The sequence below is a fragment of the Roseovarius sp. genome (genome assembly GCF_040219995.1).
Lineage (GTDB): Bacteria > Pseudomonadota > Alphaproteobacteria > Rhodobacterales > Rhodobacteraceae > Roseovarius.
The window spans coordinates 105,798-130,684 of record NZ_JAVJUC010000046.1 but is presented as its reverse complement, the minus strand read 5'-3'; the positions used below and the strand labels follow the sequence as shown (position 1 = coordinate 130,684).

Annotated in this window: 21 protein-coding genes and 1 riboswitch; of the genes, 13 read left to right on the top strand and 8 right to left on the bottom strand. The window is 64.3% G+C overall.

The genetic code is table 11. The features are described from left to right. The first annotated feature begins 68 nt into the window (after positions 1 to 68). Together RID11_RS20355 and gltX are read left to right on the top strand one after the other, a co-directional pair. The gene (locus tag RID11_RS20355) at positions 69 to 1,400 is read left to right on the top strand and encodes an MFS transporter (RefSeq protein ID WP_350142131.1); all 1,332 of its coding nucleotides are present in this window, start codon (positions 69 to 71) and stop codon (positions 1,398 to 1,400) included. A 66-nt stretch (positions 1,401 to 1,466) separates the two neighbouring features. Continuing rightward, positions 1,467 to 2,792, top strand: coding sequence for a glutamate--tRNA ligase (gene gltX, locus RID11_RS20350; RefSeq protein WP_350142130.1), 1,326 nt, complete (start codon positions 1,467 to 1,469; stop codon positions 2,790 to 2,792). On the opposite strand, the gene RID11_RS20345 is transcribed toward gltX, so the two are convergent. Next, a complete protein-coding gene (locus tag RID11_RS20345) occupies positions 2,776 to 4,044 on the bottom strand; it encodes a DUF2254 domain-containing protein (protein ID WP_350142129.1) in 1,269 nt (422 codons plus the stop codon). The genes gltX and RID11_RS20345 overlap by 17 nt on opposite strands. A gap of 76 nt (positions 4,045 to 4,120) precedes the next feature. Beyond that, positions 4,121 to 4,693 carry a gamma-glutamylcyclotransferase family protein gene (locus tag RID11_RS20340; RefSeq protein ID WP_350142128.1) on the bottom strand — a complete coding sequence of 191 codons (573 nt, stop codon included), beginning with the start codon at positions 4,691 to 4,693 and terminating at the stop codon, positions 4,121 to 4,123. A gap of 90 nt (positions 4,694 to 4,783) precedes the next feature. Here RID11_RS20340 and RID11_RS20335 point away from each other — a divergent pair, with 90 nt between their 5' ends. The 4 genes from RID11_RS20335 (at position 4,784) to gcvP (ending at position 9,960) form a co-directional block, all read left to right on the top strand. Continuing rightward, a complete protein-coding gene (locus tag RID11_RS20335; RefSeq protein WP_350142127.1) occupies positions 4,784 to 5,236 on the top strand; it encodes an RrF2 family transcriptional regulator in 453 nt (150 codons plus the stop codon). A gap of 30 nt (positions 5,237 to 5,266) precedes the next feature. Further along, positions 5,267 to 5,354, top strand: a riboswitch (glycine riboswitch). A 164-nt stretch (positions 5,355 to 5,518) separates the two neighbouring features. Continuing rightward, positions 5,519 to 6,643 (top strand): glycine cleavage system aminomethyltransferase GcvT, encoded by a 1,125-nt coding sequence (gene gcvT, locus RID11_RS20330; protein ID WP_350142126.1) that lies wholly within the window; start codon positions 5,519 to 5,521, stop codon positions 6,641 to 6,643. Positions 6,644 to 6,664: 21 nt separating this feature from the next. Continuing rightward, entirely contained in the window at positions 6,665 to 7,024 is a 360-nt protein-coding gene (gene gcvH / locus RID11_RS20325; RefSeq protein WP_350142125.1) for a glycine cleavage system protein GcvH, read from the top strand. Between the two features lie 86 nt (positions 7,025 to 7,110). Continuing rightward, positions 7,111 to 9,960 carry an aminomethyl-transferring glycine dehydrogenase gene (gcvP, locus tag RID11_RS20320; RefSeq protein ID WP_350142124.1) on the top strand — a complete coding sequence of 950 codons (2,850 nt, stop codon included), beginning with the start codon at positions 7,111 to 7,113 and terminating at the stop codon, positions 9,958 to 9,960. Positions 9,961 to 10,173: 213 nt separating this feature from the next. Here the strand turns inward: gcvP and RID11_RS20315 are convergent, their stop codons facing one another. The 4 genes from RID11_RS20315 to RID11_RS20300 all read right to left on the bottom strand — a co-directional run bounded on the left by RID11_RS20315 (position 10,174) and on the right by RID11_RS20300 (position 16,288). After that, a complete protein-coding gene (locus RID11_RS20315) occupies positions 10,174 to 11,973 on the bottom strand; it encodes a bifunctional helix-turn-helix transcriptional regulator/alpha/beta hydrolase (protein WP_350142123.1) in 1,800 nt (599 codons plus the stop codon). A gap of 97 nt (positions 11,974 to 12,070) precedes the next feature. Then, complete coding sequence (locus tag RID11_RS20310; protein WP_350142122.1) at positions 12,071 to 12,937, bottom strand: inositol monophosphatase family protein; 867 nt, start codon at positions 12,935 to 12,937, stop codon at positions 12,071 to 12,073. A gap of 154 nt (positions 12,938 to 13,091) precedes the next feature. Continuing rightward, entirely contained in the window at positions 13,092 to 15,614 is a 2,523-nt protein-coding gene (locus RID11_RS20305; RefSeq protein WP_350142121.1) for an ABC transporter permease, read from the bottom strand. Continuing rightward, positions 15,611 to 16,288 carry an ABC transporter ATP-binding protein gene (locus RID11_RS20300; RefSeq protein WP_350142120.1) on the bottom strand — a complete coding sequence of 226 codons (678 nt, stop codon included), beginning with the start codon at positions 16,286 to 16,288 and terminating at the stop codon, positions 15,611 to 15,613. Before RID11_RS20300 ends, RID11_RS20305 begins: the two co-directional genes overlap by 4 nt. A gap of 52 nt (positions 16,289 to 16,340) precedes the next feature. Between RID11_RS20300 and RID11_RS20295 the strand changes: the two genes are divergently transcribed. Continuing rightward, the gene (locus tag RID11_RS20295; protein ID WP_350142119.1) at positions 16,341 to 16,967 is read left to right on the top strand and encodes an arylesterase; all 627 of its coding nucleotides are present in this window, start codon (positions 16,341 to 16,343) and stop codon (positions 16,965 to 16,967) included. A gap of 58 nt (positions 16,968 to 17,025) precedes the next feature. Here RID11_RS20295 and RID11_RS20290 read toward each other — a convergent pair whose 3' ends face one another. Both RID11_RS20290 and RID11_RS20285 read right to left on the bottom strand, forming a co-directional pair. Then, positions 17,026 to 17,232, bottom strand: a complete 207-nt coding sequence (locus RID11_RS20290) for a cold-shock protein (RefSeq protein ID WP_050663055.1) — start codon at positions 17,230 to 17,232, stop codon at positions 17,026 to 17,028. 255 nt (positions 17,233 to 17,487) lie between these two features. Beyond that, positions 17,488 to 18,051 (bottom strand): L,D-transpeptidase, encoded by a 564-nt coding sequence (locus RID11_RS20285; protein ID WP_350142118.1) that lies wholly within the window; start codon positions 18,049 to 18,051, stop codon positions 17,488 to 17,490. Between the two features lie 377 nt (positions 18,052 to 18,428). Between RID11_RS20285 and RID11_RS20280 the strand changes: the two genes are divergently transcribed. The 6 genes from RID11_RS20280 to RID11_RS20255 all read left to right on the top strand — a co-directional run bounded on the left by RID11_RS20280 (position 18,429) and on the right by RID11_RS20255 (position 24,887). Then, positions 18,429 to 19,718 (top strand): lipoprotein-releasing ABC transporter permease subunit, encoded by a 1,290-nt coding sequence (locus RID11_RS20280; protein WP_350142117.1) that lies wholly within the window; start codon positions 18,429 to 18,431, stop codon positions 19,716 to 19,718. Continuing rightward, a complete protein-coding gene (locus RID11_RS20275) occupies positions 19,711 to 20,394 on the top strand; it encodes an ABC transporter ATP-binding protein (protein WP_350142116.1) in 684 nt (227 codons plus the stop codon). Before RID11_RS20280 ends, RID11_RS20275 begins: the two co-directional genes overlap by 8 nt. Positions 20,395 to 20,495: 101 nt before the next feature. Then, entirely contained in the window at positions 20,496 to 21,473 is a 978-nt protein-coding gene (locus tag RID11_RS20270) for an Ldh family oxidoreductase (RefSeq protein WP_350142115.1), read from the top strand. A gap of 183 nt (positions 21,474 to 21,656) precedes the next feature. After that, positions 21,657 to 22,052 (top strand): c-type cytochrome, encoded by a 396-nt coding sequence (locus RID11_RS20265; RefSeq protein ID WP_350142114.1) that lies wholly within the window; start codon positions 21,657 to 21,659, stop codon positions 22,050 to 22,052. A gap of 38 nt (positions 22,053 to 22,090) precedes the next feature. Then, entirely contained in the window at positions 22,091 to 22,492 is a 402-nt protein-coding gene (locus RID11_RS20260; protein WP_350142113.1) for a DUF4864 domain-containing protein, read from the top strand. Positions 22,493 to 22,595: 103 nt separating this feature from the next. Further along, on the top strand, positions 22,596 to 24,887 hold the full coding sequence (locus tag RID11_RS20255) for a glycosyl hydrolase family 28-related protein (protein WP_350142112.1): 2,292 nt from the start codon (positions 22,596 to 22,598) through the stop codon (positions 24,885 to 24,887).

Sequence of the window (24,887 nt, the reverse complement as noted above, 5' to 3'; positions counted from 1 at the left end):
ATTTGAGAACCGGACACCTGCGCGCTTGCCCCTTTCGAAGCGACCCGCAGAACGGTTAGCATGGAGCCATGTTGTCCCTGTTCCGGAACCGCGATTATTCCCGCCTGTTCGCTGCTCAGGTCGTGGCGCTCGTAGGCTCGGGGCTGCTGACCGTGGCGCTCGGCCTTCTGGCCTATGATTTCGCGGGGGATCGCGCGGGGTTGGTGCTGGGCACGGCTTATACGATCAAGATGGTGGCCTATGTGGGGCTCTCGCCCGTCGCGCAGGCACTGGTGCAGCGGCTGCCACGCAAGGCCGTGCTGATCGGGGCCGATCTCATTCGGGCGGCGGTGGCGCTTTGCCTGCCCTTTGTCAGCGATCTTTGGCAGGTCTACGGACTGATCTTCGTGTTGCAGGCTGCCTCGGCCACTTTCACCCCGGCCTATCAGGCGGTGCTGCCCGATGTGCTGCCCGAGGAGCGCGATTATACCCGGGCGCTGTCGCTGTCGCGCATGGCTTATGACCTGGAGAACCTGACAAGCCCGGCGCTGGCCGGTCTCTTGCTGACGGTGATGAGCTATCACTGGCTGTTTCTGGGCACGGTGGCGGGGTTTGTCGGGTCCGCCCTTCTGGTGGCGGTGTCGGTGATCCCTGTCCTGAGCGGCACGGCAGCGGCGCGCCCGTTCCGCGAGCGTCTGTCGCGAGGGCTGCGCATCTATCTGGCGACGCCGCGCCTGCGCGGGCTCCTGGCGCTCAACCTCGCGGCCGCCTCGGTCGGGGCATTTGTGCTGGTCAATACCGTGGTGCTGGTGCGCGGCGATTACGGCGCGGGTGAGACCGGTCTGGCGATTGCGATGGCCGCCTTTGGCGCGGGTTCGATGGCGGCGGCGCTGGTCCTGCCGCGCCTGCTTGATCATCTTTCAGACCGGCCGGTGATGATGGCAGGCGCAAGTGGCCTGATTGTGATGGCCCTCCTGATGGGGGCGATACTCTGGCGCGGCGGGCTGCCGGGGTGGGGCGTGTTCCTGCTGGTCTGGGGGATGACCGGGTTTCTCTATTCAACCATCCTGACGCCTTCGGGTCGGCTGTTGCGCCGCTCTGCCCATGCCGAGGATCGCCCGGCGGTCTTTGCCGCGCAATTCGCACTGAGCCATGCCTGCTGGCTGCTGACTTACCCTCTGGCGGGTTGGGCGGGGAATGCGGCGGGCATGGGGCCTGCCCTGATGCTGCTTGCAGGTGTGGCGGCTCTGGGGCTGGCTCTGGCGGCGCGGCTCTGGCCCGCCGGTCTGCCAGATGCACCCGAGCACGAACATCCAGACCTGCCCGAGGATCATCCGCATCTGCGCGCCCATGGCGGGCGGCGGCACGCGCATGCCTTCGTGATCGACGACGAGCATCACGCCTGGCCCACCCAGGGCTAGAGCCGCCGCAATCTGGACAATCGCCCGCGCCTGTGACAAAGCCCGCGCGACAGTCAGGAGACGCCCATGACCACCACCCGTTTCGCCCCGTCGCCCACCGGATATATCCATGTGGGCAACCTGCGCACCGCGCTGATGAATTACCTCATCGCCGCCAAGGCGGGCGGCACCTTCATCCTGCGCATCGACGACACCGACCCGGAGCGTTCCAGGCAGGAATATGTGGACGCGATCAAATACGATCTCGACTGGCTGGGCCTGCATTGGGACCGGGTCGAGCGGCAGTCCGAACGGCTCGACCGCTATGCCGAAGCCGCCGACCGGCTGCGCGACATGGGACGGTTCTACGAGGCGTTCGAGACACCGACGGAGCTTGACCTCAAGCGCAAGAAGCAGCTCAACATGGGCCGCCCGCCGGTTTATGACCGTGCCGCGCTGAGCCTGTCAGAGGAGGAAAAAGCGGCCCTGCGCGCGGAGCGTGGCAATGGCGTCTGGCGCTTCAAGCTTAATCAGGAGCGGATCATCTGGCAGGATGGCATCCTTGGCGAGATTTCCATCGATGCGGCCTCGGTCTCGGATCCGGTGCTCATTCGCGGTGACGGGCAGGTGCTCTATACGCTGGCCTCGGTGGTGGATGACGTCGAAATGGGCGTGACCCATGTGGTGCGCGGCTCGGATCATGTGACCAATACCGCGACGCAGATCCAAATTATCGAGGCACTTGGCGGCACGGCGCCGCAATTCGCGCATCACTCGCTTTTGACCGGTCCGCAGGGCGAGGCTTTGTCCAAGCGTCTTGGCACACTTTCCCTGCGCGATTTTCGCGCGCGGGGGGTGGAGCCGATGGCGCTCCTGAGCCTGATGGCGCGGCTCGGCTCGGCTGATCCGGTGGAGCTGCGGACTGATATGTCCGAGTTGATCGAGGGGTTTGACATCGAGCGGTTCGGTGCCGCGCCGACCAAGTTCGACGAGCACGACCTCTTCCCGCTCACCGCCCGGATCATCGGTGCGCGGCCCTATGAGGCGGTGGCCGGGACCATCGCAGAGATTGGCGTGCCTGACGCCCTTGCCCCGCAATTCTGGGAGGTCACGCGCGAGAACGTCACCACGCTCAATGATCTTGAGGCGTGGTGGGCGATGTTTCGCGACGGGGCCGAGCCGGTGATTGAAGAGGAGGATCGCGCTTTCATCGCCGAGGCGATGGCGCTCCTGCCCGAGGGGCCGCATGACAACGAGACCTGGGGCAAATGGACCGCCGAGATCAAGGACGCGACGGGGCGCAAGGGCAAGGGCCTCTTCATGCCGCTGCGTCTGGCGCTGACTGGTCAGGCGCGCGGGCCGGAGATGGCGAAAGTTCTGCCGCTCTTGCAGGTGATCAAGGCAAGAAACTGATCCCGCCGGTTGCGTCGCGCAGACGCTTGCGCTCGCGCTCGAGCGGCAGCGCCGCGTCGGCATAGTCAAGCGCCCGCGTGCTCATCTCGCGCGCCGCCTCCGCCAGATCGGGATCCGGGGCGTCCGCGATCCGCCCGAGCGCGTCGCGCAGCCGCAGCGCGACCTCGATCTGATCGGCCCCGTCGCGGGCGGCTCCGGCAAAGGCGTTCTCGATCATCGCGTGGCGCGAGGTGTCGGGCAGAAAGATGCGCGAGAAAAGCGGCGCTTTCTTTTGTGGCTCGGCATGCGCCCATTCAAGCAGCAGCTTTTCCTGACGGCACATCACCGCGATCGCCGTGCCCGGATCGTTGATCCCCTGCGAGAGCGCGCGCGAGGCGGTTTCTGACAGCACCAGCAACCCGTAGGAGGCATCCTGCTCGAACGTGCGGTACCGGCCGATGGTAAGATGGCGCGCGACAGCCTTGATCCCGTCATCGTCGAGGCCGATCGCATGTCCGATGGTCTGGTCCTCGATCACATAATCGCCGGGGCGGGCATAAAGATAGACGCGCTTTTGATCTGATTTCAGCCGCTCGCTGATGCCCGGCATATCGATGAACTGCACATAGCCCGTCGCCGGGGCCGTGAGCGGGCTGGCCTGTTCGGGAATGGCCGTCTCCTGCGTCATCACCACCCCCCCAAGAGAGGGCAGGCGGCGGGCGCGGATGAGGCAGGCGCGCGCGGCGGCCTCGGTCGCCTCGAGCGTGGCATCCATGCTGCTGAGGTCGCTGAGGTGATGAATCCAGCGCAACAGCGCCAGCAAGACCAGCACCACGACCGCCACGGTGAAGCCGAGAACCAGCACACTCGAGCCTTCGGGATAGACATTCGACTTGATCAGAATGATCGAGCTGAGCGCATAGACGAAGGCCCCGATAAAGACCGCAAGCGCGGTATGGGTGGTGGTGTCGGCCAGCAGGATGCGGTGCACGCGCGGGGTGGTCTGCTGCGCCGCCGCGTTATGCGCCGTTACCATCACGTTGAGCGAGAAGGTGCTGACCGCGAGCATGCCAGAGGCGAGGATCGACAGGATCGGCATCACCGATTCGGTGGTGAACCGGTCTTTCAACGCCGAGGGAATCTGGTCTTCGAGCAGGATCGATACCGCCGCCGCGAGCACGGCAAGCAGGGCGAAAAGGCTGACCCGCAGCCAGAGCCTGCGGCTCAGCCGCAACAGGGTCATCGCCCATGTCGAGAGAAAATGGAACTTCACCGCAAGTGCCCCCTGTCACCGTTACACTCTGAGATAGTGGCGTGCCTGCCGGGGCCTGTCCATGGGCGGTCTTGCGTCATTCCAGAGCCGCGATGATCGAGGGGCCGAGCCGGGCCAGATGCATGTCGGTCAGATCGCGCTCCTCGCCGCTCAGCGCCTGATGGCGCGGATAGCGCGGGGTGGCGCGGTCATCGAGAATGGGGGCGTCCCAGCCTTGGGTGGTGTCAAAGAACCGCGCCACCCCGGCCTCGCCGAATTCGCGCAGATAGCCCTGCACGACGACGTCGACATAGCTCAGCAGGATGGGATGCGCTTGTGTCGGTGCGCCGTGGTGGCCGGCGGGGATGGTATAGACCGCGATCTCGGGCGCATGCGGCAGGGCGTGGCGTACCTGATGCGCGGCGGGCGCGCGGATATAGGCCGCCTCGCGCGCGTCGAGCGCGGGCCAATCGGCACCGGGCACCGGCGCAATCAGCCCGTCGATCTCGGCCTCCTCGTCTGGCACCACCGTGAGATAGGCAACGGGCCGCAGATCGGTATGCCGCCAGATGCGCCGCCAGCCCCTGAGATGCGCCGTCTGCGCGCCCTCAAACACATGGGTCGCGCGGTTCACAAGGCTGCCATAGCCGAAGAAATATGCATCCTGCATGAAGGTTTTGCCGCTCCTTTGATCTGAATCATGGTTTCTTATCAGTCTCGGGGCAATCCTCGCCGAATTCAAGCAAGGGAGCCGGACACCATGCGGATCACCAAACGCACCAACATCGCCATCCGCCTGCTCATGTTCTGCGCGGCCAATGAGGGGCGTCTGGTCACCAAGTCCGAGATCGCCGAGCGCTGCAACACCTCCGAGAGCCATCTGGCGCAGATCATCAACAAACTGGGGCAGCTTGGGTTCCTGCACACGCAGCGCGGGCGCACCGGCGGCGTGACCCTTGGCCGCCCGATGTCGGAGATCCGGGTGGGTGAGGTGTTTCGTCGGCTGGAGGAAAACACCCCCGTCGCCGAATGCTTTGCCGATGTGGACAATACCTGCCCGCTGACCTCGGCCTGCCGGTTGCGGGTGGCCCTCGTGGATGCGGTCGAGGCGTTTTATGCCCATCTCGACGAGGTGACGCTCGATGCGTTGGTCTGCGACAACGAGGCGCTTTTCACGATCTTTTCAGCCGTGCCCTGCATGAAACGGGCTTGAAGGCCTGCGCGCGGTATACTAGCGTGCACCCCGACTGGACAGGGAGAACTGGCGCGTGCCAGTGCCGAAGGAGCAACCGCCCCGGAAACTCTCAGGCAAAAGGGACCTGCCCCGTCAAATGAACTCTGGAGAGACCCGGCTGCGACATGCGGGGCGCCGAAGGGATAGCGATCTCAGGCGAAAGGACAGAGGGGGCATCGCGGCGCGGCCTTTGGCCCGCGTCTTGTCGGTGCCGGAGCGATCAGCACATGATCCGGCCCGGATGGATAGGGAAGGACGCTGATGGCCGATCTGGAGATCACACCGCTCAACGCGCTGCACCGTGAATTGGGGGCCAAAATGGTGCCTTTCGCGGGCTATGACATGCCGGTGCAATATCCCATGGGCGTGATGAAAGAGCATCTGCATTGCCGCGCCAAGGCGGGGCTGTTTGACGTGAGCCACATGGGGCAGTTGATCCTGCGCGCGCCGGGCGGCTATGCAGAGGTCGCCCGCGCGATGGAGGGGCTGGTGCCCGTCGATCTGATGGGTCTGGGAGTGATGCGGCAGCGCTACGGTGTGTTCACCAATGACACGGGCGGTATTCTGGACGATCTGATGCTGGCCAATCGCGGCGATCACATGTTCGTCGTGGTCAACGCCGCCTGCAAGACCGACGATATCGCGCATATGCGGGCCGGGCTTTCGGGCGTCGAGGTCGAGGAGATCACCGACCGTGCGCTGCTTGCATTGCAAGGCCCCGCCGCCGAGGGAGTGCTGGAGGCACTGGTGCCGGGCGTGGCGCAGATGCGCTTCATGGATGTGGGCATTTTCGACAGCGGTTTCGGAGATCTGTGGATCTCGCGTTCGGGATATACCGGGGAAGATGGCTATGAGGTTTCCGTGCCCGAGGATCAGGCCGAGCCATTGGCCCGTGCGCTGCTGTCGCATGAGGACGTCGAGCCCATCGGCCTCGGCGCGCGCGACAGCCTGCGGCTCGAGGCAGGGCTGTGTCTCTACGGGCACGATATCGACACCACCACCAGCCCGGTCGAGGCCAGTCTCAACTGGGCCATCCAGAAGGTGCGTCGCACAGGCGGCGACCGGGCCGGGGGCTTTCCGGGTGCCGCGCGCATTCTGAATGAGCTGCAGACCGGCGCAGCCCGCGCCCGTGTCGGCCTGCGCCCCGAGGGCCGCGCGCCGATGCGCGAGGGCACGCCGCTTTTCGCCGCCGCCGAGGGGGGCGACCCCGTGGGCCATGTCACCTCTGGCGCGTTCGGACCTACGATCGAAGGGCCGATGTCGATGGGCTATGTGCCTACAGAGATGGCCAAAGTGGAAACCGAGCTTTTTGGGGAAGTGCGCGGCAAGCGCCTTCCTGTCAGGGTGGCGAAGCTGCCCTTCACCCCCGCCAATTTCAAACGCTGAACCAGCACCAGGGAGCACAAGATGAAATTCACCGAAGAACATGAATGGCTGCGCGAAGAAGACGATGTCGTGGTCGTGGGCATCACCGAGCATGCCAGCGAGCAATTGGGCGATGTGGTCTTTGTCGAACTGCCCGAGGTCGGCAAGCAGGTCACCAAGGATGACGAGATCGTCGTGATTGAAAGCGTCAAGGCGGCCTCGGATATCCTCGCGCCCATCGATGGAGAGATCGTCGAGGTCAACGAGACGCTCACCGATGAGCCCGGCAAGGTCAATGACGACCCGCAGGGCGATGCGTGGTTCTTCAAGATGAAGCCGTCTGAGCCCGGTCAGATGGACGAGTTCATGGATGAGGCCGCCTACAAGAAATACATTGGCTGAGTTTTATCCCTCAGTGAGAGTATTTTTCGGAAAGATGAAGCAGGGGGCCGGCGCGCGCCGCCCCCGGATGCGATGAGGACACCGACATGCCGTTCAAAGCGACCGACTACCTGCCCTATGATTTCGCCAATCGCCGCCATATCGGCCCCTCGCCCGAGGAGATGGGCGAGATGTTCGAGGTGCTGGGCGTGGAGACCCTTGATGCGCTGATCGACGAGACGGTGCCGAAATCCATCCGGCAGGAGGCCCCGCTCGATTTCGGCAAGCCCAAGTCGGAAAGCGAATTGCTGCATCACATGTGGCAGACCGCGTCCAAGAACAAGGTGCTGACCTCGCTGATCGGGCAGGGCTATCATGGCACGGTCACGCCGCCCGCGATCCAGCGCAATATCTTCGAGAACCCGGCCTGGTACACCGCCTACACGCCCTATCAGCCCGAGATCAGCCAGGGACGGCTGGAGGCGCTGCTGAATTTTCAGACCATGGTGAGCGATCTGACCGGGCTGGAGATTGCCAATGCCTCGCTTCTCGACGAGGCGACGGCGGCAGCCGAGGCGATGACCATGGCGCAGCGCGTCGCCAAGTCCAAGGCGCGGGCGTTCTTTGTCGATGAGAATTGTCACCCGCAGAATATCGCCGTGATGCAGACCCGCGCCGCGCCTCTGGATATCGAGGTGATCGTAGGCGCGCCCGAGGATATGGAGGCCGACAAGGTGTTCGGCGCGATCTTCCAGTATCCGGGCACGCATGGACATCTGCGCGATTTCAGCGCCGAGATCGCGGCATTGCACGAGGCCAAGGCCATCGGCATCGTGATCGCCGACCCTCTGGCGCTGACCCTGCTGAAAGAGCCGGGCGCCATGGGGGCCGACATCGCCGTGGGCTCGACACAGCGGTTCGGCGTGCCGGTGGGCTATGGCGGCCCGCATGCCGCCTATATGGCCACGAAAGACGCCTACAAGCGCGCTTTGCCAGGCAGGATCGTGGGGGTGAGTGTGGACAGCCACGGCAACCGTGCCTACCGCCTTAGCCTGCAAACCCGCGAGCAGCATATCCGCCGCGAGAAGGCCACCTCGAATGTCTGCACCGCGCAGGCGCTCTTGGCTGTCATGGCGTCGATGTATGCGGTGTTCCACGGTCCCAAGGGTCTGCGCGCCATCGCGCAGCGCATCCACCGCAAGACCGTGCGACTGGCCAAGGGGCTGGAGGCGGCGGGATTTCATGTCGAGCCGGGCGATTTCTTCGACACCATCACCGTCGATGTGGGGCTGCTGCAACGCGGCGTGCTGCAATCGGCGGTGCGCGAGGGTGTGAACCTGCGCCGCGTCGGCGACACCAAGATAGGCATCACGCTTGATGAACGCACCCGCACCGCGACCGTGGAGGCGGTCTGGCGCGCCTTCGGGATCATCATGGAGGACAGCGATTTCACGCATGAATATCGCATCCCCGAGGCGCTGCAGCGCGAGAGCGCGTATCTCACGCATCCGGTCTTTCACATGAACCGGGCCGAGACCGAGATGATGCGCTACATGCGCCGTCTGGCGGATCGCGATCTGGCGCTTGACCGGGCGATGATCCCCTTGGGCAGCTGCACGATGAAGCTCAATTCCGCCGCCGAGATGATGCCGGTCAGCTGGCGCGAGTTTTCGCTGCTGCATCCATTCGTGCCTGCGGATCAGGCGCTTGGCTACAAGGAGATGATCGATGACCTGTCGGCCAAGTTGTGTGACATCACCGGCTATGCCGCGATTTCCATGCAGCCCAATTCCGGCGCGCAGGGCGAATATGCGGGGCTCCTGACGATTTCTGCGTATCACCGGGCGAATGGCGAGGGGCATCGAAAGGTTTGCCTTATCCCTGTCAGCGCGCACGGTACCAACCCGGCAAGTGCGCATATGGTGGGCTGGGATGTGGTCGTCGTGAAATCCGCCGAGAACGGCGATATCGACGTGGAGGATTTTCGCGCCAAGGCCGAAAAGCATTCCGAGAACCTTGCGGGCTGCATGATCACCTATCCCTCAACGCACGGCGTGTTCGAGGAGACGGTGCGCGAGGTCTGCGACATCACCCACAAACATGGCGGGCAGGTCTATATCGACGGGGCCAACATGAACGCCATGGTGGGGCTCGCACGGCCCGGTGACGTGGGCGGCGACGTGAGCCATCTCAACCTGCACAAGACCTTCTGCATCCCGCATGGCGGCGGTGGGCCGGGCATGGGACCGATTGGCGTCAAGGCGCATCTGGTGCCGCATCTGCCGGGCCATCCGGCGACAGGCGGCGAAGAGGGGCCGGTCAGCGCCGCGCCCTATGGCTCGCCCTCGTTGCTGCCGATTTCATGGGCCTATTGCCTGATGATGGGCGGCGCGGGCCTCACCCAGGCGACGCGGGTGGCGATCCTCAATGCCAACTATATCGCCAAGCGGCTGGAGGGCGCCTATGACGTGCTCTACAAGGGGCCGACGGGCCGGGTGGCGCATGAATGCATCCTCGACACGCGTCCGTTCGAGAAAAGCGCGGGTGTCACGGTGGACGATATCGCCAAGCGGCTGATGGATTGCGGCTTTCACGCGCCCACGATGAGCTTTCCGGTGCCCGGCACGCTGATGGTGGAGCCCACGGAGAGCGAGACCAAGGCCGAGTTGGACCGCTTTTGCGAGGCGATGCTGGCCATCCGGCAGGAGATCCGCGACATTGAGGAGGGGCGGATGGAGGCCGAGAACAACCCGCTCAAGAACGCGCCGCACACGATGGAGGATCTCATTCGCGAGTGGGACCGGCCCTATAGCCGCGAACAAGGCTGTTTCCCGCCGGGTGCCTTCCGGGTGGACAAGTACTGGCCACCGGTCAACCGGGTGGACAATGTCTATGGCGACCGGCACCTTATCTGCACCTGCCCGCCGCTGGAGGACTATGCGGAGGCGGCGGAATAGAACAGCTAAAAATAAGGCGGCCCAGACGGGCCGCCTTCTTACTATGAAATATCTGTCTAAAATGGCATTCAGCACGTCAGACGCGCCGAATACGCGACAGGAACGGTTGCGCCATCACTCACAATCACCCGATCTGATCACGTGGCCTCACGCTAATGTGAATGTGCTGAGTCTGTCATACCCCAAATGGGGTATGAGGGTGCTATTTCACACTCAATCCCCGAGAAGAGGTATGAGCCGATCAAGCACATCGCGCCAGTGGCGGAAGAAGGCCAACTGCCCGGCATCCTCGAACAGGTGAAATTCGATCCAGTCGTGATCGCGGCGAAACTCTTCATAGGTGGCGACAGGCACCTGCGGATCCTGTGCACCGTTCATCAGGATCAGGGGAACCTGTCCGCGCAGCGCAGTGAGATCGCTCGTCCAGTCGGTCAGTTGCCCGGCGATGAGCTGACGTGAGAACGCCTCGTGTGCGCAATGGGTCTTCGAAAGCGCGACGTCGGAGCCGGTGACAATAGCCTCGTACACCTCGCGTTCCTCGAAGGTGGCGATGTCGGCTGCGGAATTACCAAAGACCGCATGAATGAACCCGCGCTTGCCAAGCTTCTGTGCCAGAAGAAAGCCGGCCTTGACCATGAAGGGCAGCAGATGCGGCGTATATTTGGCACCGGCCATGATGAAGCGATGCCATTTATCCATCCGCTCGAACTGCTCGCGGCGGGTGAGGGGCAGCATGCCGGAACACGCGATAATGCCGGTAAAGAACCCGGGATTGGCGCGGGCCAATCGCACGGCATAATATGTATCCCCGCTGAGCGCGATGATCGGGCAGCGCGCCACGCCTTCGGCGGCCAGCACCAGCATCGTGTCCTGAATAAGGGCGGTATCATAATCCACGCCACGTCCGACCATGTCGGAACCACCATAGCCCGGACGCAGCGGCACGATGATCCGTAGGCTGCGCGCGGTGGCGCAAGCCTCGGCTGAGGCGGGCCAGCGGACCAGTCCGAAATCAAGCGGCAGGTACAGCACCGGGCGTCCCTGCGGCGCGCCCAGCACCAGATAGTCCACCCTTCGTCCATCAAAGGCCTGCAGCGAATGAAAGCCGCGCTCGGCGAGAGTGGCAGACCCACGGCAGACATCGTGTTGGCCCGTGGCCGAGCGTACCGTCAACGCCGTCATGTCGATCATCGACAGCGCCAGCCGCACCAACTCAAGTTGAGAATGGGTTTCGGTCTTGGCGAGGATCGACTTGATCTGCGCCCGGATCGTATCCACCGACCGGTCCCGATCCACAGCAATGTCACTCACGCTGCGGCAATCGACCAGATGACAGAGTATATCGGCCTCGGTAGCCGTAAGATCAAAGGCCTGACGCAGGATGTCGCAGAAACCCTTTGGTAGGCTGACCTCGTTCGAGGCGGCGAGGACCAACACTGTGCCGTCAGCGGCGATGCAGCGTTGCAGGCGAAAGACGATCAGGTGATCGGCGCGCTGCGAGCGTACGCGCAGGACGGCGCTGTCCTTGGCGCGATCCTCGAAGAGCAGGGCGAGCGTCTCGGCGACCGCCTCTCTGTCGGCGTCATGAATCGGCAGATCTCCGAGGTGTGCCTGTGCGGGCAGTTGCATCACCACGCGTGCCGCGGCATTCGCCGCGCGGATATCATTGTTCCGGTCGAGCAGTGCCGCCGGAACGCGGTCGAACGGCGCCAGGATGGCCTCGAGATCCTCGGCTGTCGTGCCGGGCGTCGGAGCCGTGACCTTGACCCGGTCGAGAAACTCTGTCGCGCGGCGGAAATGCGCTGCCATACGCGGGTCGTCCAGCAGGCGCGGCGCGTTCAGATCGACCCGCGCCCGCAATGGTCCGACCGTGCTTTCCCAATGGTCAAGAAGGGCCTCGTAGCCGGTCGGATCAAGCGCGACATCATAGAGACGATCAATCGTCGCCGCCCGGTCCTCATCGGACAGGGTTATTGCATCGTCGTCATCCGTAGCGCGCGGCTTGGACGTCATAAGAAAATTCCGAAAACTAACATGATTGAGACCCGAAGGGTCATTTATACATGCCGTTATGGCGGTTTTATGGCAATGAAAAACTGATGATGCCCGCTCAATCCTCCAGAAGGCAGTCGAAGTGATCGCGCAAGCGGTCCCAAGTGGCCTGATCCGAGGCGCAGAGCAGGAACCCCTCGGTGATCGCGGTATTGTAGTCGCGCCCGTCAAGCATCCACGCCACGCCGCCCGCCTGTTGGCAGATCAGCACACCCGCCGCGTGATCCCACGGGTTGAGCACACCGGATAGGATGAAATCCGCCGCGCCCTGCGCCAGCAGGCGGTATTCGTGGCACGAACAGCGCAAGGTAAAACACCGGGCCAGTGTCGCGAGAAGCGGGGCTACGCGCTCCTGCTGATCCTGTGGCATGAGATAGAAATGGATGTAGCCTTGCAAATCCGCCAGGTCGCCGCCCTTTGAGACGCGTACCGCGCGTTCGGACCCGAGAGCTGCGGCAAGGCGCGCGGGGCTTGCCTCATCGGCGATGATCCAATCGTCGGAGACCGGATCATGCAGCAACCCCAGAACCGGGCGGCCAAAGCGGGTGACGGCGATGATCACCCCGAAGAGCGGCAGGCCGTGGACGAAATTCCAGGTGCCATCGACCGGGTCAATTATAAAGGCGAGTTCTGCTTCGGCCACCGCATCGCGCAAATCCGGGTTCTCGGCCACGGCCTCTTCGCCCACGATCAGGGCATGCGGAAACATCCGTTGCAGCCCGCGCGCCAGCATCGCCTCGGCCTGACGGTCGGCTTCGGTCACCAGATCTGTCGGCCCGGATTTGGTGTCGGCCTCGGCGCGGGTCACCGTGCGGAAACGTGGCATGATCTCGGCCCGCGAGGCGCGGCGCACGAGATTGACGAGGGCGGTCTGCTGCGCGGTGGTCAGCGGGGGAGAAAGCGGGATGGGCAGCGAATCACTCATGAGCACTCCTGTCGATGCGCGCATGCAGTGCCAGCCGGGTTGCGCAAAATCAACGTGGCGTTTGGTGAAGGGATCATCGACCGGCTTTCGCCGACCGATCCGCCGGGGGTTTCACCCCCGGACCCTCGAGAGTATTTTTGCCAAAAAGAAGGGGCTATTCGCGGGCCCGCAGGATGCGGGCGGGGCGGGCGCGCAGCGGGCGCAGGGCAAAGGCAAGCCCGGCCAGCAATGTGACCGCGATGCCCCCCGCGACGATGGCAAGCGCCGAGGGCCAGATCACCGTGAAGGGTGTCTCCATCACGAAATGGCTGACGGCCCAGCCCCCGCCGATGCCCGCCGCCAGCGCCACGCCGCCTGCGGCTGTGCCCAGCAGGATGGCACGCAGCGCGATGCTGGTCAGGATCTGCGCGCGCGCCGCGCCAAGCGTCTTGAGGATCGCGGCCTCATAGGTGCGCGCGCGCCCGTCCGCCGCCGCCGCCCCGATCAGCACCAGAAAGCCCGTGAGCAGCGTGACCGAGGCCCCCCAGGAGGTGGCAGAGGCGAGGCTGGCCAGAAGATCCGTCACGCGCATCAGCGCGTCGCGCACATTGATCGCGGTCACGTTCGGGTAGCGGTCGGTGACCTCGCGCAGGATCGCCTCTTCGGCGGCCTGGCTGTCGGCATAGACCGTGGCGATGAAGGTATGCGGCGCACCGGCGAGGGCGGAGGGATTCATCAGCATGACGAAGCCCATGCCGACGCTGGAGAAATCCACCTCGCGCAGCGAGGTGATGGGCGCGGTGATATCCCGTCCGAGGATGTTGACGGTGATCTCGTCGCCGAGGCCGATGCCCATTTCCGCCGCCTCTTCGGCAGCGAAGCTGAGCTGCGGCTGCCCGGTGTAATCATTGCCCCACCAGTCGCCCGCAGTGAGGGTGGTGCGTGCGGGCAGCGTCTCGGCATAGCTGATCGCGCGGTCACCCTCGACCACCCAATGCCCCGGGGCCACCTCGCGTGCCGGGCGGTCGTTGATGCGGCTGATGATGCCGCGCAGCATCGGCGCATGGTCAATGCGGCTGACCGCCGGGTCGGTCTCCAGCCGGTCGAGGAACCACGGCATCTGGTCCTTTTGCAGATCGACGAAGAAGAAGGACGGCGCGCGCTCGGGCAGGTCTCCGGCGATGGCACGGCGCAGGTTGCCGTCGATCTGTCCGACGGCGGCGAGCACCGTGAGGCCCAGCCCGAGCGAGAGCATGACCGGGGCGGCGGTGCTGCCCGGCCCGCCGATGGCCCCGAGCGCCCAGCCAAGCGCGGGACGGCTGCGTAGACGGGGACGCAGGGCGCGGGCGGCACGCTGAACCCCGAGTGCCGCGAGGCTAAGCGCGCCGAGCGCGCCGATGATGCCGCCTGCTGTCCAGAGGGTGAGCGCCAGGTTGCCGGAAAAGAGCGCCGCCGCAGTCAGCAAAAGGCCGATAAGCACAAGCGTGGCAATAACATAGGCCGTGCCGGGCCAGCCGTGACGCGCACCCGCCGCCTCGCGGTAGAGCGCCGCGGCGCGCACTTCGCGCGCCCGGGCAAGGGGCCAGAGGGTGAAGATCAGAACGCTGAGAATGCTGTAGAGCGTCGCCTCGATCATCGGGGCGGGATAGGCGGCAAAGACCGCAGGCACCGGCAGGCGCGCGGCGATGAAAGGCCCAAGCAGGACCGGCAGACCGACGCCGAGGATCAGCCCGCCGATGATGCCGAGAACGGCCAGAACACCGACCTGAAGAAAGTAGGTCAGAAAGATGGTCCGCTGATCCGCGCCGAGGCTGCGCAATGTGGCGATGACCTGCACCTTGCCCGCGAGATAGCTGCGCAGCGCCGCCGAGATGCCGACGCCGCCCACGGCAAGGCCCGAGAGCCCAACGAGCACGAGGAACGCCCCGAGGCGGGTGACGAATTCGGCGACGCGGGGGCTGGCGTTGCGGGCGTCGTTCCAGCGAAAGCCACTGCCGTCCAGTTCCTCGGTCGCGCGACGCTCCATCGCGGCGAGATCGGTGCCGGGCGGCAGGGTCAGCCGGTATTTCGAGGTGAAGAGCGAGCCGGGCGACAGCAGCCCCGAGCCGTTGAGTGCGGCGCGCGCGACGATGGTGCGGGGGCCGAGACCGAAGCCCGCCCGCGAGGGGTCGGGCTCGCGCACCAGTTCGGCCATGAGGCGAAACTCCTGCTCTCCAAGTCGAAACGTATCGCCGATGTCTAGGCCGAGGCGGGAGATCAGGAGCGGCTGCATCACCGCGCCGGGCAGGTCATTCGCCCCGGCAAGCGCCGCCTTGAGCGGCATGTCGGGGGATATTTCTATCTCTCCGACAAGGGGATAGGCGCTATCGACGGCCTTGACCTGCGTGAGTTCGCGCGTGCCCTCGGGTCCGAGCGCCATGGAGCGGAAATCGGCGATTTCCGAGACCTCAATCGCCGCGCCCTCCATCCAGTCTCGCTCGACCTCGGTGGCGAAGCGGTAGGTCAGTTCGAGTTCGGCGTCGCCCCCCAGAAGCGCTGCGCCCTGATCGGCAAGCCCGGCGCGCACGCTTTCGCGCAGGGTGCCGACAGCGGCGATGGCGGCCACGCCGAGGATCACGCAGGCGAGGAAGATGCGAAACCCGCGCAGGCCGCCGCGGAGCTCGCGCCGGGCGAATTTCGCCGCGGTTCTCACACTCATGCGGTGCCCTCGATGCGCCCGTCGCGCAGGCTGATGACCCGGTCGCAGCGCGTGGCGAGATCGGAATCGTGGGTCACCAGAACCAGCGTCGCACCGTGGCGGTCGCGCAGCCCGAACAGCAATTCGATGATCGTCTCGCCGGTGCTGCTATCGAGGTTGCCGGTGGGCTCATCGGCCAGGATGATCGCCGGGCGTGGTGCTGCGGCGCGGGCGAGCGCCACGCGCTGCTGCTCCCCGCCCGAAAGCTGCGAGGGGTAATGACCGGCACGGTCCGCGAGCCCGACGCCGGTGAGTTCCTCAAGCGCGCGGGCATCGGCATCGGGCGCGCCCGCAAGCTCCAGCGGCGTCGCGACATTTTCCAGCGCGGTCATCGTGGGGATGAGGTGAAAGGATTGAAAGACGACGCCGAAATTGTCGCGGCGCAGGCGGGCGAGCTGATCCTCGGTGAGCGCGCCGAGATCGTGGTCGAGCGCGCGGACGGTGCCGCCGGTGGCGCGCTCCAGCCCGCCCATCAGCATCAGCAGCGAAGATTTGCCGGAGCCCGACGGGCCGACCAGCCCGACACTCTCGCCCCGGTGGACATCCAGCGTGATCCCGTGGAGTATCCGGACGAGACCGGTATTCCCCTCCAGCGCGAGCGATGCATCGGAGAGGGACAGAAGAGGAGAGTTCATGCGTTTGCGCCTGATTGAAAAGGGTTTTTTGACATATGGGGCCCTGCGGGGGATGGGCAAGGTCTTAGCCGTGATCGGCGCGCTTGTCAGCCCGGCAAGCGCGGCAGAACCGGTCACGGTTTTGGCATTGGGCGACAGTCTGACCCAGGGCTACGGGTTGCCCGAGGAAGATGGCTTTGTCCCGCAGATGCGGAATTGGCTGCAAGATCAGGGGGTTGAAGCGGAGGTGATCAACGCCGGCGTATCCGGGGATACCACGGCGGGCGGCGCCGCGCGGGTAGACTGGAGCCTGACGCCCGAGATCGACGCGATGATCGTGACGCTTGGCGGCAATGACCTGTTGCGGGGCATTGACCCGGCGGTAAGTCGCGGCAACATCGAGACAATTCTAGAGGTGGCCGAAGTCAGGGGGGTCGAGGTCTTGCTGGTCCCGATGGCCGCACCGGGCAATTACGGGGCCGATTACAAGGCTGAGTTCGACGCGATTTACCCCGAATTGTCGGAGGCTTACGACGCGATGCTGGCGCCGGCGTTCTTTGCCGGGCTGGGCGAAGGCGACCCCGCGGCGTTGCAGCGCTACTTTCAGCCCGACGGCATCCATCCCAATGCCGAAGGCGTGCGGCGGATCGTCGAGGCGTTGGGGCCACATGTGGCCGAGCTGATCGCCGCCGCGCAATGAAGTCCCGCAATGAAAAAGGGCCCGCGCGGGGCCCAGTTTCGTCAAATCTGTCAACGCCTTAGGCGAGGGTGATGTTCGACGCAGATTCGCGGCCGTCACGACCGGCTTCGATGTCGAAATTCACTTTCTGGTCGTCGGCCAGACCGGTCAGACCGGCGCGCTCAACAGCGGAAATGTGGACGAAAACGTCCTTGCCGCCGCCATCGGGCGCAATGAAGCCGTAGCCCTTGGTGGAATTGAACCATTTCACGGTGCCAGAAGCCATCGCTCTGTTCTCCTTCAGTTTTTGCTGCCCGCGGGAGTGCGGCAGCCCGGCTCTGTCGTGCAAGATCGAGTGACTGAGCCGTAGAAGGAGCAGATGGTCGATAGTGGTAACGTCGCAGAGCTGAGTATGGGATTGAGGCTTTCGAAAATCAAGTATGATCGCGAAGCGACGTCGAGCGTATTGTACAATTCAGCCCGCGAAGATCACATTCATGGATTGGGGCCGCGCCCCGATCCGCTTGTGTCAATCGCTGCTCTAGAGAACGGTGACCACGGTTCCGACAGGGACGCGTTCATACAGATCCTGCACATGGTCGTTGATCATGCGGATGCAGCCGTTCGAGACCGAGCGTCCTATCGAAGATGGCTGCGTTGTGCCGTGGATCCGGTAATAGGTGTCACGCCCGTTCTGAAAGAGGTAGAGCGCGCGCGAGCCGAGCGGGTTCTCGGGGCCGCCAGGCTGGACGTAATCATTGTCCTTGAAGCGGTCATAGGTTCGCGGCTCGCGTTCGATCATCTCATTTGTCGGGCGCCATGTGGGCCATTTCTTCTTGACGTCGATGGTGGCCGTGCCGGTAAATTCCAGTCCCGCACGGCCCACCCCCACACCATAGCGGCGGGCGCGGCCCGGTTCGATGACCAGATACAGGAAATGTGCGCGCGGCAGCACGATTAGTTGGCCGGGCTGGTACTTCGGGTCGAACGTCACCTCTTGCGGCGTGAATTTTGGATCAAGCTCAAAGGCGCGGGCAAGGCCCGGCACAAGTGCGGGTGCAATAGCGGCAAGGCCAGTTGCAAGAAAATGGCGGCGATGGGTCATGAACAAACCTCCTGAACGGGATGTCGTCGTTATACCGAGGCGATGCAAGGACGCAAAAACGAAATGTGGTGCAGGGTCGCCACGCGCCGCCAACTGTGGCCTTGCGGTCGCGTCAGATGGCGGCCCAGTCGTCAAACCGCCAAGGCCGGGGGTGACGATAGACAAGGGGTAGCGGCGGGCGTCGGCGTCGGATGGGGCGTTGCATGGCGGCACCTTTCATGTGGTTGCTGTAATAAGATGGCGTCGACTCAGGCCTGCCCCAGAGCATCTCGTGTGAATGTGAGGCCATGTGATGCAGGCGCTCAGTTAGGCCGCACGACCTTGACGCCCCCTAGCGAAAACAGCACTGTCCGCGCGACTTGACCGAAGGAGCCGCAATGGCCAGATCGCCCGCCCCTTTTGCCGCGTTCGAGTGGATGATCGCCTGGCGCTACCTGCGTGCCAAGCGCGCCGAAGGAGGCGTGAGCGTGATGACCTGGATCAGCCTCATTGGCATCACGCTGGCGGTCTTTGCGCTGATTGCGACGCTCGCTGTGCGTTCTGGCTTTCGGGCGGAATTCGTCGATACGATCCTCGGCGCCAACGCGCATGTGACGATCTACAACGCAGGCACGGTCGATGAACAGTCTGGCCGCCTCGACCGCACCATCGGGGAATACGAAGCGATGGCAGACCGGGTGCGCAATGTGCCAAGCGTGACCCGGGTGGCCCCTTTGGTCAAGGGGCAGGTGATGGCCAGTGCGCGTGACCGCAACGCTGGGGTTCAGGTTTTTGGAATCCGCCCGGAGGATCTACGCACGATTCCGCGCGTGGCCGATGCAGAGGCCTCGCGCGGGGATATCGCGCGATTTGCAGAGGGCATCGCCATCGGCTCGGGTGTGGCGCAGGAACTGGGCGTGACTGTGGGCGAGCGGATCAAGCTGATCTCGCCCAACGGGGTTAAGACGCCGCTTGGCACAAGCCCGCGTATCAATGCCTATGAGGTGGTCTATATCTTCACCGCAGGGCGCTATGACATCGACCGGGTGCGGGTCTATCTGCCCTTTGCCGAGGCGCAATCGTTCTTCAACCGCGACGGGCGCGCGGATGAGCTGGAAGTAATGGTCGAGGCCCCGGAAAACGTTGACGACATGACCCTGCCGCTGTTGCGTGCTGCGGGTGAGCGCGCGCAGGTCTGGACATGGCAGGATTCCAGCGGCTCGTTCCTGCGCGCGCTGGAGGTTGAGGATAACGTGATGTTCGTGATTCTCTCGATCCTCGTGCTGATCGCGGCGATGAACATCACCTCCGGGCTGATCATGCTGGTCAAGAACAAGGGGCGCGATATCGGCATATTACGCACCATAGGGCTGAGCGAGGGCTCGGTGCTGCGCATCTTCTTCATCTGCGGCGCGTTTACCGGCCTCATAGGCACGGCGGCGGGGGTGATCTTCGGCTGCCTATTCGCGATCTATATCGACCCGATTTTCAGCTTCGTGAACGTGCTGATGGGCGGGCAGGTCTGGGACCCGTCGATACGCGGCATCTATCATTTGCCGGCGCAGTTGCAGGCGGGCGATGTGCTGTCGGCGGTTATGCTCTCGCTGGGACTGTCCTTTGTGGTCACGATCTTTCCGGCGCGGCGGGCGGCGCGGATGAACCCGGTGGAGGCGCTGCGCTATGAGTGACGTGATGCTGCGGCTGACGGGGATCGAGAAGACCTACAACAAGGGGCAGACCGGCGAGGTGCAGGTGCTGGCGGGGGCTGACCTGATGCTGGCCAAGGGCGAGATGGTGGCGCTTGTGGCGCCGTCGGGGGCGGGCAAATCGACGCTGTTGCATATCGCGGGGCTCCTGGATGTGGCCGATGCGGGCCGGGTCGAGATCGGCGGCGAGGATATGACCGGGCTGAGCGACCGGCGGCGCACGGCACTGCGGCGGCAGGAGGTTGGCTTTGTCTATCAGTTCCACCATCTGCTGCCCGAGTTCAGCGCGCTGGAAAATATCGTTCTGCCGCAGCTGGCCAATGGCGTGGCGCGCAAGGCGGCGCAGGCGCGGGCGCAAGAGTTGCTGGAGCAGGTGGGCGTGGGCGCGCGCGCGGGGCATCGCCCCTCGGCGATGTCGGGGGGCGAGCAGCAGCGGGTGGCCTTTTGCCGGGCGCTCGCGAACAGCCCGCGCGTTCTGCTGGCCGACGAGCCGACCGGCAATCTCGATCCCGGCACCTCGGATCAGGTGTTCGGGGCGCTGACCGGGCTGGTGCGGGGGACCGGACTGTCGGCGCTGATTGCGACGCATAACCTTGATCTGGCGGCGCGGATGGACCGGATCGTGAAGCTTGATCAGGGGCGGATCGTGGCGGGCTGAATTCTTGCGTTTCGCAAAAGCTGAAGCTGCGTTCAGAAGGTCTGAATTGACCTGTGATCGCGGCACCACCATAGCTATCGTTCAAATGATCGGAGAGCGGCATGGTGCATATTTCCCTGAACGATATCGAGGCACAGACGCGCGCGGCGCTGATCCGGCATGGTGCGCAGCCGTGGATTGCCGCAGAGGTGGCGCGCGCGGTGCGCAAGGTGGAAAGCGTCGGCAACCGGATCTGCGGGCTCTACTATCTCGAAAGCTATTGCCAGCAATTGCAGACCGGGCGCGTCAAGGGCGATGTGGAGCCCGAGGTGACGCAGCCGCGCCCGGGCGCTGTGGTCGTCGATGCGAAATTCGGCTTTGCGCAGCCCGCCTTTGCCCGGGGGATTGACCGGGCGGCGGAGGCGGCGCGCGACTGCGGCGTGGCGAGCCTTGCGGTGGGGCACGCGCATACCTGCACCTCTCTGGGGTATTTCACCGAGCAGATCGCAGACCGGGGCCTGATCGGTCTGGGGATGACCAATGCCTCGCCCATCGTGGCGGCCCCGGGTGGCAAGACGCGCGTCATCGGCACCAACCCGATCGCCTTTTCCGTGCCGGACGGGCAGGGCGGTATCGCCATGCAGTTCGATCAGTCGACGACGGTGGTTGCACTGGGCAAGATCACCATGGCCAAGGCCGCGGGCGAGCCTATCCCCGAAGGCTGGGCGGTGGATGCTGCTGGTCAGCCCACCACCGATCCAGAGGCCGCGCTTGGCGGCTCATTGGTCAGCATCGGCGGCCCCAAGGGCTGGGGCTTTGGCCTGATGGCGGAACTGCTGGCAGCGGGGATGACGGGCGGGGTGGTGAGCCGGGGCGTCAAGCCGCTCAAAGCCCCCGAGGGGCCGCCGCATGATCTGGGGCAATATTACCTGCTGATGGATCCAGAGGTCTCGGGTGCGTTCTTCGACCGGCTGGCGCAGGTGGCCGAGGCGGCCACGCAGGATGAGGGGGCCCGCCTGCCGGGGCAGGGCAAGCGGCCTGCTGATCCGGTCGAGGTGGCCGATCCGGTTTGGCAACAGGTGCTCGAGCTCGCTGGGTGAGGGCGAAAGGCCGTTTGCAAAGGCCTTGTAACGCGCTTTGAAAAGCGCGTGGAAAGCGGCTTGCAAGCTGCTTTTGAAGCCGTTTGAAACGGCTTCTGGGACTGGTGGGCCGGTGTTTGACTTTGATCATGGCGGGCGGCACTTTTGCGGGAGAGACTGGCGACAGGGTGCAAGGAGGCCGCAATGAAAGCCATTTTTTTCCCATTGGCCCTCGCAATTCTGGCAAGCGCTGCGCAGGCGCAGGATGTGCGGGGGGGCAAGGCGGTCTATGACCGTTACTGCGCGGCCTGTCACGGTCCGGCCGCCCAAGGCAATGGCCCGATGAAGATGGTGCTGACCATTGATCCGACCGATCTGACTGGCCTGCAACGCGCCAATGGCGGGCATTTTCCGCTGGCGCGCGTGGTGGAGCGGATAGACGGGCGCGATCCGATTGTCGCGCATGGCAGCGAGATGCCGATCTATGGCGATTTCTTCGAGCCGCGTAGCGTGGCCCTGCGCACCGAGCGGGGCGAGACTTTGAGGGTCAGCCCGCCGATGGCCGATCTGGTCGCCTATCTGGAAAGCTTGCAACGCTAGGGCGGCGGCCTATCTCTGCTCGGTATGGAGGTGTTGCCATGCGGTATTTCATTCTATCCCTGACCGTCGCCCTTGGTTTGAGCGGTGCGGCACGCTCTGACGAGGCGGCCCTGCGGTCGGTCATTTCATCCCAGATCGAGGCGTTTCTGGCCGAGGACGTGGACCGCGCCTACAGTTTCGCCAGCCCGTTCATTCAGCGCAAGTTCGGCACGCCGGAGACCTTCGGCACGATGGTGCGCGAGGGGTATCCGATGGTCTGGCGCCCGTCGGACGTGACCTTTCTCGACGCCGAGGTGATCGCGGGCAAGCTGTGGCAGAGTGTGATGTTGCGCGGCCCTGCGGGAAAGGCCTGGATCGTCGATTACGAGATGGTCGAGCTGGAAGACGGCTGGAAAATCAACGGTGTGCAGGTGCGAGAGGCCCCCGAGGTGGCCGCCTGAGCCATCCAAGGGGCACCGTGACGGTGCCCTGACATCCGGTTAACGCCTTGTGGCTATCCCCTCTCCCCACCACGCGCGGCGCGGGAGAGAGAAAGGGATATCCATGAACAAGGCAATCACCCAAGGCATCGTTCTCATGCCCCGGCCCTTCGCGGCGGGGCTCGATCAGTGGTCGCGCGGCGACGGGCGGCCCGGCTCGGACACTTATGAAAATGCGGCCAATGCGGCTTTTGTCCCGGCCGATCAGGATTTCGGCGGCGCGCTGGAACTGCAGAAGATTGAGGCTGTGCAGCGCCTGCGCTTCATGGGCGAGACGCCGATCCTGCCGGGGTGCTACCTTCAGGTGCGCGCGCGGGTCAAGGCCATCGCGGGCAACCTGCCCAATGTGCGGATTGCCGCATTTGCCGGGGATACCAGTGGCGCGGCGCTTGCCGGTGTGACGGTCGAGGCGACGCAGGTCACGCTGACGACCTATGGCGAGGTGGTCGAGGTAAGTGCCATCGTCGGCATCGGTCAGCGCCCGGGGGTCGATATGGTCTGGGGGCCGCAGGCGGTGTTCGGGCATTTCGGGATCGACCTGACCGGCCCGTCGGGGGGCGTCGTGCGGATTGATGATATCGAGATCGAGGATGTGAGCCGGTTCTTCCTGCGCGATGTAATCGCCATGGTCGATGTGCGCGATCACGGTGCCATCGGTGACGGGGTGACCGACGATCACGCCGCTTTTGAGGCCGCCGACACGGCGGCGGGCGGGCGTGAGATCATCGTGCCTGCGGGTACATATTTCCTTGGGTCAAGCACCACGATCCAGAGCCGCATCCGGTTCGAGGGGACGCTGGCGATGCCCGAGGATGCGATCCTGTCGCTGACCAAGAATTACGACCTGCCCGCCTATATCGACGCGTTCGGCGACAGCGAACTGGCGTTCAAGAAGGCCTATCAGGCGCTCTTGAACAATGCAGGCCATGTCACGCTCAATCTCGCGGGGCGCAAGATCGCACTGCGCGAACCCGTCGATATGGCCGCCGTCGTGGGCAATCGCAGCACCTACAACCAGCGCCACGTTATCCAGAACGGACAGTTCTCAGTTTTCCCGACCCCCGCCTGGGGCACAGATATCGTCATCTCGCAGGCCAGCTATGACCCTGAGGCCAACAACAAACGCCTGTCAAACGTCGTGGATGTAGCGAATATCGCCGTCGGATCGCTGGTCGAGGGTAACGGCGTGGGCCGCGAGGTTTATGTCACCTCGCGCAACATCGCCGCTGGCCGGCTGACGCTCAGCCAGCCGCTGTTCGATGCGGCCGGCACGCAGGTCTTCACCTTTCTTCGCTTCAAATATATGCTCGATTTCAGCGGCTTTCAGGACGTGTCGCGCATGGTGTTCTCGGAGGTGGATTTCCAGTGCGCGGGGGATTGCAGCGCCGTGTTGCTACCGCCCTCGGGCTCGGCCAACCATTTTCGCGACTGTTTCATCACCCGCCCCAAAGATCGCGGCATCACCAGCCACGGCGAGGGCGATCAGGGCATGATGATCGACCGCTGCCAGTTCCTCTCAAACGAGAGCCCGCTTCTGGTGACCGAACGCGCCAGCATCGGCTTCAACGCCAATGCCAATGACCTCAAGATCCGCGACAACCGCGCCACGTTCTTCCGGCATTTCGCGGTCATGGCCGGATCAAGCTCTCTGATCACCGACAACCACGTGTTTCAGGGGGATTCCGCCGCAAACGGGATCCGCAGCGCGGGCTTCGTGCTGACCCGTACCAACAATCGCGGTACGATCAGCGGCAACTATATCGACAACTGTTTCATCGAGTGGGTGAACGAGCATGATTCCGCCCCCGAGTTCGCCAGCGAGTTTTCCTTCAGCGCGCTAAGCGTCACGGGCAATGTCTTTCTGGCCAGCGACATGGTGCCATGGTTTACCTTCATTACAGTCAAGCCGCATGGGCCCGGGCATTTCCTGAATGGTATGACGGTCACCGGCAATACGTTTCGCGCGATCGGGTCGATTGACCGGGTGGAGGCCGTGGATACCAGCTTTGCCGATCTGGATTTCGACCGGGTGCGCGGCATCACCTTCGCCCAGAACACCTTTCACAACATCGACATTCAGGCCGAAAGCCCGCTTGTCATGGCGCATGAAGAGGCGAGCGCCGGTGCCACATGGGTCATCGAACCAGCCCCACGCCTTCCGTTCGGGGCTTGGGCACAGACAGTCGAATCTGTGCTGGCCGATGGGCCGCTGCGCAGTAGCGGCGGTGAGGTGATGCATGTGGTGCCCTATTTCGAAGCAAGCCAGGGCCCGGAGAATGATCGCATCAACCTGCGCTGGCCAACGCCTGTGTCAGGCCGAGTCATACTTCGGGTACGGATCGACGACGCGCTGTGA